We start from the raw sequence: 15372 nt of genomic DNA on the forward strand, positions 1-15372 counted from the left end.
GCGAACCTATCACTGCCCGGCTGTCATCGTCTTGATCCAGACCATTGACCACGGCATCGATCACCGCTCGCAAATCTCCACCCTGCTCACCCAGCAAGGTATTGAGCCACACAACCTCGATGCCTGGTCCTATAACGACGACGTGAATGCATAGCAAGTGTTAAGCGAGCCACTTTTATCGGCAACAAAAATGTTTATAATTAAAAGAGAGTATCATGATCATGTTCTTGCGAAACTGATGTTATCGCTCCATGATCATTTCACCGTAAGATCATCTGTATCTACATCGATTCAGCAGCACCTTGCGCGAACTGGTGGGTACATAAGATCAACCAGGTGAAAGGTTGCGAGCGGACAGCGCGACTCTTCACTCCACCACAAGACGACCGACGCTCTTGACATCTAGCTACAGGCTAGGTCTCTGGAGAATCGGGATTTCCCACTCCTTCATCATACGGCGCAAAAACGCCCGGCACGAATTGGGGAATATTGTGGACAGGTTTGATGTTGAACACATCACCGCAGTGGTCAAGAGGAGGCGTGAGACTGGGACACTCGTCGTCGAGATGCGGTCCGATAAGACCAGTTGGTCCCAGCTCGACGGCGTGCGGGGTGTGAAGATGATCGCTCGCGAAGACTGCGGCATCCTTCTTACCGACGAGGAAGCCGAGGAGATCTGCGAGTTCAACGGCTGGCAGAAGTACCCCGAGTAATCTGCCACCCGAGTTCGGGTCCGAGAGGGCGCATGCTACTATGCGCCCTCCCAGGTCCGAACTCGCAACCTTTATGCATGCCTTAACATACTGTCTGCGCTGTTCTCTCCCGCCACATCACCTCATCATTGCCTTGGATAAACTCAACGCAAAAACTGCCGTCCCTACTGTTAAGCCTCCAACGAGGTTACGATATTTTTAGCGCTCAACAGCGAGGCGAATACCTAACGCGATAAAGATGCCGCCAGTCACGTAGTCGATCCAGCGCTTGGTGTGGCGATAGGCACGTGTAATGGGCGCGAGCGAGAAGAGGCAGGCCACAATACAGAACCAGCCTGCCGCCATGACGAGCATGAGCGCGGCGCTTGCAACTTGCAACCAGAGCGGCGGGTTAGCGGGTAGAATAACCACGAACAGGCTACTAAAAAATACAACCGCCTTGGGATTGCTGATATTAGTAATAAAGCCAACCCTCCAGGCGGAGAGGCCGCTCTTCTGTGGTACTATATCGACCTTCTCAGGGGCAGCGCGATGAGCACTCATGATCGATCTGACACCAAGGTAGATCAGATAGAGCGCTCCGCCAATTCTCATAAGTTCAACGAGCCAGCTTAAACGAGCCATCAAGATACCCATGCCAAGCATGCTACCAACAATCCAGATCGCGATGGCGCTAGTAATGCCGAGCGCAACCATAATACCCTCACGCCGTGAGCGAGCGGTCGCATACTGTACAGTCGCGGCGAAGTCCGGGCCAGGACTGATGATCGCCAGCAGCCATACACCTGCCAGCAGGGTTAGTGATGCCATATAATTCATAGTTTCTAAGCTCCATCATGAATGTATATTGATCTATTATATGATCTGGCGAGACAGTGCTGCTAGCCGCTTGAGGGTTGGAGAGGTAGGCGATAAAATATTGTGCGCCCAACATTTATCGCCTACCTTTTGCTTACTCTTCCAGCAGGGTAGCCTTGACCTCTGGTTCGAGAGGTCGCGCGAGAGGCGTATCACGGCGCATTGTACGAGCGTAGAGTAACAGCGCGGGCGCGAGAATGATACCCGTGACCAGGATCGCCGCGCGCGTGCTGTAGTGGGTGGCGAGTAGGCCCAGGAGCGGACCGCCCGTAATCTGCGCGATGGCGCTGACCTGTCCTCGGAGCGAGAAGACAGTTGCGCGTACACTGGACTCAAGATTCTGGTTCATCCAGATTTGTTCCAGGGACATGCGTGGTCCGCCCGCCGTAGTGAAGAGGAAGAAGGCTGCCAGAGCTAGCAAGAACTGACCCGCCAACGCGAAGGCAATCACGCCCACCATCATCAACGCGTCTGATACGAAGAGAGCCAGCGCCACCGCCCGGTGACTCTTCATATCCACAAAGCGCCGCGCGATTTCAGTTCCGCAGAAATTGGTCGTGACGATGCAGGCTTCGATGATACAGAACCATGTCTCTGAAGCCAGTCCACCCAGCACAGGGAAGCTAAAGCCATGCAGCAAGTAATACTGCCAGAGTTGATCGAAGCCCGCGCTAAAGATACCCGCGAAGACACCAATCCCCAGGACGGTGAGCAATACAGGTCGCAGGCGCACCAGGCGAATGCCTGAGCGCAGGGTATAGGCCATCTGCTGCCAGGACGTGCGCTCCTCACGTGGGGCTGGCTTGAAATTCCTCTCGGGCATAACCAGAGCCAGGATCAGGCTCACGGCGATGATGAGCGCCCCACCTAGCGCGACCGGGAGGTTGAGGCGCACACTGACAAGCCCCATGCTGATACCAATCCCGACCAGCGAGCAGAGCGAACCAACCTGCGCGGCCCGAATATAGACCGGACCCGCATGGTCCGCGCCCACTTCATCCGCGATCCAGGCCGTATCCGCCCCAGCCATCAGCGTCACACCTATCCCGCGCGTGACCTGGATGGAGAGCACAACCGTGAAGATTGGTACCAGCCCCTCAATCAGGTAGCTTATACCAATTAGCAGGACGCCCAACACGACCGCCCAGCGACGGCTATACATATCAGCCAGCACGCCAGTTGGGGCCTGTAAAAGCAGGCATACCGTTTGTTGCAAGGTGCCAATCAGGATGAGTTGCAAAGGACTCATTCCCACGACCTTCGCCAGGTATATCAACTCAATCGTGAGCAGCATGGAGTATGAGAGCGACAGCGCGCCACTCATAGCAATAAAAATGGAAGATGCTTTGAAATTGCGCATTACTTTCCCTTTGTCCTTTATGTGAAAACCTGGGTGCGTTGGTTTTCGCATAAGACCTTTGAAGATACAGTATGACGGTAGACAAGGGAGGGTAATGCGGGGAGAGATGGAGGCATTACAGAACCGAACACCTTAAGGGCGCATATGTGCCCAGAAGTGCCCTATGGTTACTCTATGGTCGGTCCTAGAGGAGCGGAATGTCAGCTCACACTGGTTGCGTGTCCACTATCCAACGCATTACCCTGTGTGAAAACTAACTGCATAGATTACTTACCTCCTTGCGGCTTGAAGACGTTCGGGAGCGCGTCGAGGGCGCGTCCTTCTCTTTCGAGCATACCCGATATGCCCGTAAATTGCAAGGGCGTGTCGTGATGGAGGAGAGTGGTGTGGTTCCCTTCCCAAAGGTCCCGGCATGGAGAGGACCTTTGTCACTATTCGCCTGCCATAATATGTGAGGGAATCACCTCTATACTTATACAAGAGACATCATTTTACCAGTTAAGCGCACCTAAACAAGAGCCAGGTTTCTGCTATCTATATAAGCACAACTAATGAGTGAGTTACAGAGGAAAATGATGAATATAGAAGAGATGAAAGACTCACAAGAAGAGTGGCGGTTGCCTCGCGAGCTTGGCACACGTGATCTGACGGCATGGTTAATCCTGATCGTACTTTTCTATCTTAGTGTAAGTGTTGTGCAACGCGCGAGTATTATGGCCTTCTTCTACTGGTTGCTCAGCCTTTTATTTGTTATCCCCATCTCCTATGTGATGTGCTGGCTGGCACGTCATTTATCCTTTCATGGTGGACATTATATCTGGATCAGAAAGATGGGAGGACCGCGCTGGGGCGAAATTACAGGGGCCTTCACCTGTCTCTATGGAGTCTGTGTTATCCTGACGACTTTGCAAGGAACGCTTATCCTTATCCACTCTATTGAACCCAGATGGTTTAATGACTCACTCTCCTCATTTCTTGGTGAGGGAGGGCTATTACTTATGACAACCCTTCTGGCGCTTATACCTCTGCACTATTTGAAGCACCTCCTCTTTGGTAGCGCCATACTATATGTCATCATCTTTCTAGTTGTTGGGCTGGCGGGGTTCTACTGGCTCTATCAAGGCCACACACCTGGCATTAACTTGAGTAATGTGCGCATAGAGCAACCTCATTGGAGGCATATCGGAGCGTTCAGTATTGTTATGTGGGCCTTTATGGGGACTGACTGGCCCTTTATTATGGGGCGTGAGGTACGGAAAGAAGCGTCCAAGGCCAGCCGCTTCGTCTGGTGGGGGAGCGCATGGCTCTTAATCGCCTATATTGTTGCGACTTTTGGCGTGCTGGTCGTTTTACCGCAACAGAAAGCTGAGTCGCTGGACGCGATGTTCCTGACGGTTAAGACAAGCTTTGGCGATCTAGCGGGCCTGATCGTTCTAATCGTGCTAAGCATAACACAAATCGCCGTTTCCATCACGATCTTACAGGTTTGCTCTCGTATGTTCATGACCATGTCGCAAGATAAGCTCCTGCCTAAGCGTTTTGCTTCAATCTATCGAGGGAAAGTGCCAGTCATTGGCATTTTGGCCCAGACAAGCGCCTGTTTTATCATATTCCTCATCATAGGAGTTATGCTGTATAACCTGGATAGCGCGGAAGTCTGGATTGGGGACCGGGGCATACAGGTCAATGTTGCTCTGCAAGCGCTCGCGGCCCTGATCTGGTCCCTGGCAACTATCCTTCTCTATGGGCTAGTGATCTACAATCTGACGGGACAGCGAGCCAGGGTGAAAACTTCGCTTTTTAGATTAGAAATCCCGTCAAAGGCCAGTAGCCTTAAAGTGCGCGCGTTCTGTATTGTGGGCATTTTTAGCACGCTTGCTGGTGGTGTGCTTATCTTATTCTACTCCTGGATTCCCAATATGCTTCCCATGCCGTCGTGGACCTTCCTCATCGCGTTCTCTACAGGTGTGGTGCTAGTACTTGGCTGGTTATGCGCGGAGGTAACGCGTCAGTGGCGACTTACACAGGATCTTAAGTGTAAGACGCGCAAAGAGCAAGAACTCATAACGCAGTTGCGCGACATCTACCAGGACCAGTGTACGCTAGCGAATCAACAACAGACATTATTGCGTCAGCGCGACGTGCTCTTCCGCGAGCAGGCCCATCTGGCTGTCACAGACGCGCTTACGGGCCTCCCTAATCAACGCGCTATCATCAAAGAGCTAAAGAAGGTTATCGCCACCTGCGCATTTCATAAGTTGCCCTGCGCACTCCTCTTCGTGGATGTTGACCATTTCAAGCATATTAATGATAACTTTGGGCACCGCACAGGCGACATTGTTCTTCGCCTGATAGGTGAGCGCCTACGTGACTTCATGGGTGAACGTGCGATTGTCGGGCGCTATGGCGGCGAAGAGTTTGTTGTCATACTACATGGGATCGCGCTCCAGAAGGCGGAATTATACGCCGAAAAGATACGGCTAATGATGCAGAATCGACCGTTCGAGTGGATATCTGAGGAACTGGAGAGGTCAATTAGTTATCACCTCACAGTGAGCATAGGCGTCGTTACTTTTCCAGAGCACGCTTGTTGTGGAGAGAATCTGTTGCGTGCGGCGGATCGTGCGATGTATCGTGCCAAGGCACGAGGAAGGAACTACATTCATGTCGAGCAACCAAGCGCTAAATCTTCTGATGACCCACGCATCGATGGTGATAGACTCTTGCCATTGGAGGCAACCACACTCAAAGCGCTCCTGGCGCTTCTACAAGAGCGTGATGTGAAGATATATGAACATGGGCAGCGCGTGGCGAAGCTGTCAGGCTATGTGGCTCAGGACATTGGATGTAGTGGGGAAGATAGCCTGATCATACGCATCGCTGGCTTGCTTCACAATATAGGAAATCTGAACTCGCAAAATGAGCGTGAGTATTGTATAACTCCTATATTTAATTATGAGTTAAGAGAGTCACAAGAGGATATTCAGGCCAGCGCAAGGATACTTTCCAGAGCTGGCTACATCTTCTCACTCGCCGCGCGAACGCTTCAGTTACGGCATGAGCACTGGGATGGTTCGGGCTATCCTGCTGGTCTACGTCGGACAGAGATCCCTTTGATAGCGCGCATCCTTGCCGTCGTTGATACTTATGACGCGCTCATCACCTGCTATTCGTATACAGCGGAAGCAGCCTATGCCAGGTTGCTCATCTGGGGAGGAACATACTTTGATATAGAGGTGGTATGGGCGCTTGGGAGGACTCTGCGTGGAGCCGAGCGCTTCACCGATCCAGCGCTTCCCACCGTTAATCTCCCACTCCCAACTCAGCAGTACACCGAAGGATAGACCGCGTCGGGTCATCCTCGGATCAATTTATCTGCCCGACAGTATCATCAGAGAGAAAATGATGTCGTTGAAAAATATTTCAAAATTCTCCCTCATGTGTAGATGAAAGCTCTATGTCTATGTAAAGGAAACTTTTATCTTTTGAGTATTGTTGTAATAGATAGATAAAGGGAACGGCACCCCGAGTAAATTTCTCGGAGGTGCCGTCCTGGTGAAACGTAAATAAAGTTACTTCTTGTTGCGCCGCGCACGCCGCAGTATGACGACGTCCACGACCGCGATGCTCGTCATGATCACCACCGGAACGATCCAGTGCGCGCCAGGAATGTGGCGCGTCAGGAACGACCCCATGATGGGATCTTCCAGCAGCATTTTGGCCGTCGTCCACCCCAGCGACAGGCTTGCCAGATCCAGCAGCCAGGGCAGTTTCTTCATCAGCTTCGCGACCAGTGTGCTCCCTACCATCAGCAGGGCGATGCTCACCAGCATGCCGATAACCAGCGTCGGCATATGCCCGGAGGCGATCCCTGCGACGGCGAGCACGTTGTCAATGCTCATCATCAGGTCCGCGACCAGAACAGCCCAGAGTGCGCTGATGATACCACCGGACTTTTTCGCTGAGTGGTGCTCCTTGTTCCTCTCCCTCAGCAAATTGATCGCGATGTAGTAAAGCGCTACCGCGCCACCGGCCTGGAGCAGCGGGACGGACAGCAGCATTGTTGCCGCCGCGGTCAGCGCAATGCGGAGCGTAGCCGCACCAATACCACCGAGGATGATGACCAATCGCCGTTGGCGACCCTCCAAACTGGCGGCAATGGCACCGATCAGCAGCGCGTTGTCGCCGCTGAGCACGATGTCGGATACGATGATCTGAAGCAAGCCAGCCAGACTGATTCCTTCGAACCAGCTAATGACAACATCCATTTCTACTTTTGCGCCTTTCCTCGTCCTGCACTGTCATTAAACTGCTCTGTCATTGAATTACATGGCTCTTGCGTGAAGTTGTTCTTTTACGTTTCTCCCATCTGGTCATATTGACCGTAGTGTTCGCCTCGCGCAATGGCAGCGACAGCGGTTCGTGAGTAGATAAGGTAATGCCCCATCTCCTGGCTCACTCCTGCTCCCCGCGCGCATTCTTACTCACGCAGACGGCATCTGGCAGGAACAGCGCGAACCATTTCCAGTTACGAACTAACCTGGAGTGACTACGATCAGACTACGCGTTAATGTAGCTTAATGCCTGTCGTAATCAGTATTTATATGCAAAGCATATCATACGATCCATTTTAGGACTAGTGTAAAATATCGCTTTTAACGATAATTTAACAATAAATTAACTAGCGTTGCGCACCATCGTTTTCAGATGTATTTGGAAAGAACATAAATTACAGTGATGGCTGTATGTTTGATTTGATATTTGTTATGAAAGAAGGCCTAAGATGACTTCTCAAGTGTTATTAGATATAAGGTATTAATGCTCAACTTAATTAGCCTGCTTGGTTACTATTGCTCACACTCGTCGTCTTCTAATAATAGAAGAGCTAAAATCGTTAGCGGGCATGAAGAATGCCTTGACGGAGCCCAAGCCAGAGCCAGCATCCCAAAGAAGGGAAAACTGGCATGCCCAAATCTCCGCAGAGATCGTATGCATTGACGCAGTGCAAGGCAGGAGCCGTTTCCTGCTATTCTTTTATAAGGATGTATCCATGAAGGGCATAATTTTTGTTGTTTGGGAGAAATACCTGGGTGAGCGCTTTGGCTCACCATTTCTTGATCGCTATCGAGCCGCAATAGGCGAAAACCAGCAGAATCTACCTGAGATTGTTCGTGTCTATCCCGATGAATTGCTGGTTAAAGGGTTAGCGACTGCGAGCAAGATGAGCCTGGAGTCGGAAGATGCATTGATGGTTGAGTATGGACGTTTCTTCATGCTCAACGGCCTGGTGGAATATCTGTGTGGTTACCTGCTGGCGCAATCCTGGAGCGGGTATGAGCTCTTGCTTCAGATGCGTGATGCGCACGCGCAGATGCGGAGAACGCCAGATGGCATCAACCCACCTCTCTTCGAATACGAAGTGCTCTCGGGGGATCACAAGCACATGATGCTGACATACGAGAGTAATCGAAGGCTCTGCTCTCTGCTCGAAGGCTGTATTTATGGTGCCGCCGAGCGTTTTGGAGAGAAGGTGCGCATTCGACAACATACCTGCCAGAAGAAAGGTGATAGCGTCTGCCGCTTTGAGATTCTCTTCGAGGGCGATTCCTGGGCCAAGCACGCGACTCCAGATCGTATTAAGCAGGAGAAGGAGCGCCTCTCAAAGCAGGGCTTGAGCAACTTGATCTTGCAGGTACTCTCACCTAACCCCAATAACGCGATGGATATGTTTGTAATTAAAAAAGCTATAGAGCAGCACCAGGGATCATACTTCCCCGAAATCTATCAAAAGCAGCAGCAGCTTGGACCCGTGCATATCTCGCAAGTCTTCACGACCCTGGCGAAGCTTCAACAGGTAGGACTGGTCTCAAGTACCGCCAACCAGGGGCCAGATTCCTTCACCCAGCGTCTCTACTGGCGTTCCCCAACACATGACTGAGAATTGAAATAATAACGCAAGAAAGGTTGTGTGTATTGGGAACCCAGAGGTTCTCAACACGCACAACCTTTCTTTGGTATTGTGTGGAAAAGGTCTACATATGTCGCCTAATGTGCCTACGCTGCAAGGGGGCTGCGATGCAGAGTAGGCAATTAGTTCAGAAAGTCTTTCAACTGACGGCTATTGTAGGATTGTCGGAGCTTGCGCAGGGCCTTGGCTTCGATCTGGCGCACGCGCTCACGCGAGAGGTGCAGATTCTGTCCAATCTCCGCTAGAGTATGCTCCTTACCATCCAGAAAGCCAAAGTGATACTGAATGATGCGCCGCTCGCGCTCATTTAGCTCCCCTAATACTTCCGCGATCTGCTCTTTAAGAATATGATGTGTCGTAATATCAGCGGGTGAGGCTGTGTCCTGATCCTCAACGAAGTCGCCTAGCGAGCTATCACCATCTTCCCCGACTGGCGATTCCAGGCTAATAGGCTGTTTGCCTGCTTCAAGAATATCATAGACTGTCTCGACGCTAATATTCATACGTTCAGCGATCTCGTCCGCCGATGGCTCATGTCCAAGCTCCTGAAAGAGCTGTGAGCTCACGCGATGCAGACGGTTCACCGCTTCATGGAAGTGAACGGGCAAGCGAATGGTACGCGCCTGATTGGCGATGGCGCGGTTAATTGCCTGACGAATCCACCATGTCGCGTATGTGCTAAACTTAAAACCCCGGCTATAGTCGAACTTCTCCACGGCGAGCATCAGGCCCGCGTTACCTTCCTGAATCAAGTCCGCCAGGGCCATGCCGCGACTCATATACTTGCGCGCGATGCTAACGACCAGGCGTAGATTGGCCTCGGTCAGGCTCTCGCGGGCGCGTTGAGCAGCGTCAAGGATATCGCGTGTTGGTTCGACCTTGAGTAGGCGTGCCCGTTCGCACTCAAGCTTGCCTCGTTCGATCTGCTGAGCCAGAAAAACCTCTTGTTCACCAGTGAGTAGTGGGACGCGGCCCATCTCACGCAGGTAGGTTTCGAGGGTATCACCGGGCTCGCCCATGGCTTCAGCCAGCGCGGCGGGATGCATATTCTTGCGATGAACCTCTGACTCTTTCATGATAATGTGCGCGGGATCATCTTCCTGCAACTCATCATCTAGATCGTCGGTATCTGTCTGCTCTTCGTCCTCATCTTCAACATCATCTTCATCCTCGGAGAGAAGGTCCAGATGGATGTCGTGCTCGTCTTCAACCTGTTGTGTTGTGAAAGGAGACCGCTGAAGAGGATGTGAGCGTGTCGCGTCTCTCTCGTTTTCTCGTAATAACATTGCCATAAAAGTCTCCTCTATGGGTAAACGCACAATAAAATAAGGCAATGAGTGCGTGTGGATATACCAGTTTCGGTCTTAATGTCTTTCTTAATACAAAAACCTGAGCGCGTGAACGCTAGCTGCTGTCAGGCAACATTGGTTTTTGAGAGGTCTGCCGTCTTATACAAAAGCCAACACCACCTAAATGGCAGCTAGCGCGATCTCCTTGCATGAAAACCTGAGTGCGCTCTGGTTGATACGAACACCAGCGCTGCCTTCACGGCAGCTAGCGCAAAGCGCTCAGATGTTCGTACAAGGAGTACGCGCTAGTCGCGATAGCGACGTTGGTTTTCATATCAAACTAAACGCGCTCAGGTTTTTGAGACGTCTAATAATCTTCTGCTTCTCGTTTATCGTCCGCGCCCGTATGAGGGAGAGGGTGAGTAAATCGGTATATATGTTAACGCGTAAGGGTATCATATAACAACAGGTCTGGTAGGAATGTCTTAGGTCAATACTACTCAGCAATGTGGATAGATGTGGCAGGACGTTTCATTATAGTAAACAATCACAGCGCTAGCTCTATTCCATCTCACTATTCTATTCTACCTCTATAAAGAACGACGATGCCTGATCCTTTCGGTATAGTCAATGTCAACACATTACTTTATCGGTATATGCGCCAATTTCTAGAGGACTTTGGGCCAATTTCTTCTCCGAAAATCAGAGCGCTTGAATAGTACTCCCATAGCCAGTGCAATAGCGCTGGATAATTCGTGGGGTACAGAGATTAAAGGCGTGTGTACATCTTGGTCTCCTCATACGTGTCATAAGATGGGGTGAGCACGTCGCATGGGGCATGCGTGGTCAAAGAGGTGAGGGCCGCTGCTAAAGCGACGCGGCTACATATGGAGCCGTTGGTGGAGGGTGAAGCGTGTGTAAGCGATACGGCTACATATAAGCTACATCTAATAGGGGGAAGAGTGAATGAGGTCGTATCGAATGTATATATACATTCTCCTCGACATCTCCGCCTGCGAGAGGACCATATGTAGCCGCGTCGCTTTAGCAGCGGCACCTCTGAGATTTTCTTCTTAAGGAGTATGCTGAGAGGTAGAGATAGAGTTGCTTGTTTGCTTGTGTGGCGAGATGAGAAAGGAGTGGGTGTACTATGCTCCAGGGGAAGCGCTGGTCCATTGGGGGCCTGATACTGTTGCTACTCTGTGTTGGCTGTCTGGCTGGTTTCATGAAACCTTTGTCAGGAGCGGCGCGAGTAGTGGAGGGGGCGACGCAGGTGATTCAATTCCATCCAGATGCGAATGTGAATCAGAGCGCGTCGGGCAATTGTTGGGTTAACTCGCTGGCTACGGCGCGTGTAGATGCCTGGCGTTGCGCGCTTGGCAATGAGATCTATGATCCCTGCTTTGATAAGGTGGACGCGCGACCCACTGGCGATGTTGTTGTCTGTGATGCTAACCCCGCGACCGGGCGCAAGGGTATTCAGGTACATTTGACACAACCTCTGCCACAGGCGATACCTGAGAAGGGGCAGGCTACCCGAGCCTGGCTGCTACTCCTCTCCAATGGGGCATATTGTGCCTTCTTGACCGGGGCGACAGGCGAGGTCGGGGGGATGCGTATAAATTATGGTTGTTCAGATTCCTCTACGGTTGTGGGAATGCCAACTATGGGCAAGCTATGGATGGTGCATAACTTGCCGCAGGGAAGCCAGAGTCCCGTTGAAGTGCCAGTTAAAACGGCCTGGCTGTGAGATCTTACAATGGCAATCAACCATGTAGGACTGCCGGGCTTGAGGGGTCCGGCGCAAGTGGAAGCGTTGCGCCAATGTCGCTAGTAAGGCAATTGGGTTTGAGAGTCCGGCGCAGGCTGAAGCGCTGCGCTTATAATATGAAGCTCTCAAGCATTCCGTACGTGGTCAGGGCTGACACGCTCAGGTTGTCGTGAGGCTTCGAAGGATAGGTTTTCTATGTCTGGCATATCGCAATCACCCCATCCACCGGCGCGTGCGCGCCAACTTTCCTGGCTCAGGGTGCTGATATTAGGCTTGTTGCTTTTTATCGTTACTGTGCTGGTCATGTATTGGACGCATAACACAAACCTCTATCCAACCGTCATTGTGATTGGTAACTTCCTTGTTCCGGTGGTTTTTGTGGCATTTCTCTATGATCATCAGCAGATTACCTCATTGACACCAGAGATGATCGCGAAGAGTTTTGTTATGGGTGGTGTGCTGGGTGTGCTGGGGGCGTCTATTCTGGAATCGCTTCTGTTGCCCAAGCCTACTGGCCCTAATGACCCAATCAGCTTGAGAAGCGGTATGATTATCGCGCTTATCGAGGAGGGGTGTAAGATTGCGGCGGTAATGCTATTGGCGCGCAAGATACGCCATGACGCGCCTATTGATGGTCTGCTATTAGGCGCGGCTGTGGGCATGGGTTTTGCCGCTCTTGAAAGCACAGGCTATGCCTTTAACGCGCTCATCTATAATCAGGGTTTTGTGGGAGCGTCGATTGTGGAGACGGTTCTGCGTGGCTTGATCGCGCCCTTTGGGCATGGAACCTGGACGGCTGTTCTTGGCGCGGTCCTCTTCCGAGAGAGTAAACCGCACCGTTTTCGTATCACTTTCCCAGTCGTTATGGCCTTCATTTTCGTGGTTGTGCTACATGGTTGCTGGGATGGTCTGCCACATACGATTCGCGTGGTTATCCCTCCGGGCCTGCCAATCTCGCTGGCTTCGATTGTGATAAGTATTCTCGGCCTGGGTACGCTTTTTCTGGTCTATAGAGGGGCCGAGCGCGAGCCAGCGGTTCCTGAAACATAAGAGGTGATACGCTCCTATATGGTATCATGCGTGAGGGAAGTATGAAGCGGGGCGAATCCTCTGACAGTGTGAATGATGAAAGGCTTTGATGGAACATTGAGCGAGCGGTTATACCTGGTTATGAAGCATGAAGGGGCGCGCCTGTGTTGTGTAGATTTTGGAGGTGATGGCGCGCCTGCTTTGCTTTTGCATGGATTGGCGGGTCGTGGCAATGAGTGGTATGAGACGGCGCAATGGCTTAGGGAGCACTATCATGTATACGCGCTGGATCAGCGGGGGCATGGTCGTAGCAGTAAGGGCTTGGACGATTATTCGCGGGATGTGTATGTGAATGACGCGGCTTGTGTGATCGAGCAATTAGGTCAGGGACCAGTGGTACTGGTTGGTCAGTCGTTGGGTGGGCAGATTGCCTATCTCGTCGCGGCGCGTCGTCCAGAGCTTGTGCAGACCTTGATTGTTGTGGAAGCGGGCATTCATCCTGATCCTGACACACCAGCGAACATTCGCAAGTGGCTGAACGGCTGGCCCCTACCATTTCCTTCATTGGCTGCTGCTAGAGCATATTTCGGTGGCGATGATGATCCCGAAGCAAGGGCCTGGATAGAGGTGCTTGAGGAGCGGGATGATGGCTACTGGCCTCAATTTGAGGGTGAGGAGATGGTATCCTCTGTAGAGGATCAGCGTGAGTATGGTGAGGAGTGGGCACGCCTGCACTGTCCAACGCTGTTGGTCAGTGGTGAGAAGGGCTATCTCCCACAAGCGGAGGCGCGTGAGATGCTGACGCTTAACGCCAATGTACGCCATGAGCGAATCCCCGGAGCTGGGCATATGCTACATCTCAGCCACGCGCACGAGTGGCGGAAGATTGCTGAGACCTTCTTACGAGAGCTATAAATCATTTTAAGGAAGAAAGAGAGGCATGTATGGCAGATATACAGGTTTATGATGCGATAGTGATTGGCGCGGGACAGGGTGGAGGTCCATTGTCGTCCGCGCTAGTGGAGGGCGGCAAAAAGAAGGTCGCTATGATCGAGCGTGAGCATGTCGGCGGAACTTGCGTGAATGAGGGATGTACACCAACAAAGACGATGGTTGCCAGCGCGAAGGTGGCCTATCTCGCGCGTCGAGCCGATGATTACGGTGTGAGTACTGGCCCTCTCAGTATAGATATGTCCGTTGTGCGCAAACGCAAGCGCGATATCGTAGAGAGCTTTCGCTCTGGTAGTGAGAACCGCCTGGTTGGTTCCGGAGTGGATCTGCTCATGGGTGAAGCCAGTTTTACTGGTCCCAAGCGCCTGCGTGTGAAGCTTAACGATGGCGGAGAGCGTGAAATCACGGCTGATACCATCATTATTAATACGGGGATGCGACCAGCACATCCCGATATCGAAGGATTGGATGGGGTGCCTACGCTCGATTCAACCTCAATCATGGAACTGGATACAGTTCCAGAACATCTGATCGTTGTGGGTGGAGGCTATATTGGGCTGGAGTTTGGGCAGATGTTCCGCCGCTTTGGTAGCAATGTGACGGTGGTGCATCGAGGTAAGCAGGTGCTCGCGCGCGAGGATAAGGATGTCACGGATGAGGTGGAAAAGATTCTGCGCGAGGATGATATCGAGGTCCTGTTGCAGACCATTCCTACACACGTTGAGCGGGACGCCGAGGGTCGCATTCACCTCTCAGTCAAGACGCCAGATGGCACGCGCACGCTCATTGGCTCACATCTTCTGCTCGCCTCCGGGCGTGTTCCCAATACCGACGTGCTCAATCCTGCCGCTACAGGCGTCAACATGGACAAGCAAGGGTGTATACAGGTCAATGATGCATTGGAGACTAATGTACCTGGCATTTATGCCATCGGTGATGTAAAGGGTGGACCGGCCTTTACGCACATCTCCTATGACGACTATCGCATTCTGAAGACCAATCTGCTAGAGCATGGCAGTGCCAGTATTCATAATCGTATGGTTCCCTATACGGTCTTTATTGATCCACAGCTTGGGCGTGTGGGCCTGACTGAGGAGGAGGCGCGTGCGCAGGGGCGTGCGATTCGCGTGGCGAAGATGCCTATGACCTATGTCGCGCGCGCGTTAGAGACGGATGAGACGCGAGGTCTCATGAAAGCTATCGTCGATAAAGATACGGATCAGATTCTGGGCGCGGCGATATTGGGCATCGAGGGCGGCGAGGTCATGGCCTGTTTGCAAATCGCCATGATGGGCAAACTACCCTATACCGCGCTGCGCGATGCAACTTTCTCTCACCCTAACCTCTCTGAAGCCCTCAACAATCTCTTTGGCATGTTCGAGGATTAGCCATATCAAATCACGAAGGGGCCAGCGCGTCGTCACGCGCTGGCC

Annotated in this window: 12 protein-coding genes; 8 read left to right on the forward strand and 4 right to left on the reverse strand. The window is 52.0% G+C overall.

What is annotated here, in order from left to right; genetic code table 11:
* Window positions 1–31 precede the first annotated feature (31 nt).
* Both K3T82_RS37775 and K3T82_RS37780 read left to right on the forward strand, forming a co-directional pair.
* Window positions 32–154 (forward strand): DinB family protein, encoded by a 123-nt coding sequence (locus K3T82_RS37775; protein WP_236031811.1) that lies wholly within the window; start codon window positions 32–34, stop codon window positions 152–154.
* Window positions 155–491: 337 nt separating this feature from the next.
* Entirely contained in the window at window positions 492–713 is a 222-nt protein-coding gene (locus K3T82_RS37780; RefSeq protein WP_220198672.1) for a hypothetical protein, read from the forward strand.
* 198 nt (window positions 714–911) lie between these two features.
* Here K3T82_RS37780 and K3T82_RS37785 read toward each other — a convergent pair whose 3' ends face one another.
* Window positions 912–1532 carry a LysE family translocator gene (locus K3T82_RS37785; RefSeq protein WP_220198673.1) on the reverse strand — a complete coding sequence of 207 codons (621 nt, stop codon included), beginning with the start codon at window positions 1530–1532 and terminating at the stop codon, window positions 912–914.
* A 133-nt stretch (window positions 1533–1665) separates the two neighbouring features.
* Window positions 1666–2931: an MFS transporter gene (locus K3T82_RS37790; RefSeq protein WP_220198674.1), complete on the reverse strand. Its 1266-nt coding sequence runs from the start codon at window positions 2929–2931 to the stop codon at window positions 1666–1668.
* Between the two features lie 590 nt (window positions 2932–3521).
* Between K3T82_RS37790 and K3T82_RS37795 the strand changes: the two genes are divergently transcribed.
* A complete protein-coding gene (locus K3T82_RS37795) occupies window positions 3522–6275 on the forward strand; it encodes an amino acid permease (protein ID WP_220198675.1) in 2754 nt (917 codons plus the stop codon).
* A gap of 228 nt (window positions 6276–6503) precedes the next feature.
* Here the strand turns inward: K3T82_RS37795 and K3T82_RS37800 are convergent, their stop codons facing one another.
* On the reverse strand, window positions 6504–7199 hold the full coding sequence (locus K3T82_RS37800) for a YjbE family putative metal transport protein (protein WP_220198676.1): 696 nt from the start codon (window positions 7197–7199) through the stop codon (window positions 6504–6506).
* 782 nt (window positions 7200–7981) lie between these two features.
* On the opposite strand from K3T82_RS37800, the gene K3T82_RS37805 reads away from it, so the two are divergent.
* Entirely contained in the window at window positions 7982–8869 is an 888-nt protein-coding gene (locus K3T82_RS37805) for a heme NO-binding domain-containing protein (RefSeq protein WP_220198677.1), read from the forward strand.
* Window positions 8870–9021: 152 nt separating this feature from the next.
* Here K3T82_RS37805 and K3T82_RS37810 read toward each other — a convergent pair whose 3' ends face one another.
* Window positions 9022–10191 (reverse strand): sigma-70 family RNA polymerase sigma factor, encoded by a 1170-nt coding sequence (locus tag K3T82_RS37810; RefSeq protein ID WP_220198678.1) that lies wholly within the window; start codon window positions 10189–10191, stop codon window positions 9022–9024.
* 1147 nt (window positions 10192–11338) lie between these two features.
* Here K3T82_RS37810 and K3T82_RS37815 point away from each other — a divergent pair.
* The 4 genes from K3T82_RS37815 to K3T82_RS37830 all read left to right on the forward strand — a co-directional run bounded on the left by K3T82_RS37815 (window position 11339) and on the right by K3T82_RS37830 (window position 15327).
* On the forward strand, window positions 11339–11938 hold the full coding sequence (locus K3T82_RS37815; RefSeq protein WP_220198679.1) for a hypothetical protein: 600 nt from the start codon (window positions 11339–11341) through the stop codon (window positions 11936–11938).
* Window positions 11939–12154: 216 nt separating this feature from the next.
* The gene (locus tag K3T82_RS37820; protein ID WP_220198680.1) at window positions 12155–13009 is read left to right on the forward strand and encodes a PrsW family intramembrane metalloprotease; all 855 of its coding nucleotides are present in this window, start codon (window positions 12155–12157) and stop codon (window positions 13007–13009) included.
* A 96-nt stretch (window positions 13010–13105) separates the two neighbouring features.
* Window positions 13106–13903 (forward strand): alpha/beta fold hydrolase, encoded by a 798-nt coding sequence (locus K3T82_RS37825; protein WP_220198681.1) that lies wholly within the window; start codon window positions 13106–13108, stop codon window positions 13901–13903.
* Window positions 13904–13932: 29 nt separating this feature from the next.
* Entirely contained in the window at window positions 13933–15327 is a 1395-nt protein-coding gene (locus tag K3T82_RS37830) for a mercuric reductase (RefSeq protein ID WP_220198682.1), read from the forward strand.
* Window positions 15328–15372 lie beyond the last annotated feature (45 nt).

Origin of the sequence: Ktedonospora formicarum, from assembly GCF_016587355.1 — a bacterium.
Classification (GTDB): Bacteria; Chloroflexota; Ktedonobacteria; order Ktedonobacterales; family Ktedonobacteraceae; genus Ktedonobacter; species Ktedonobacter formicarum.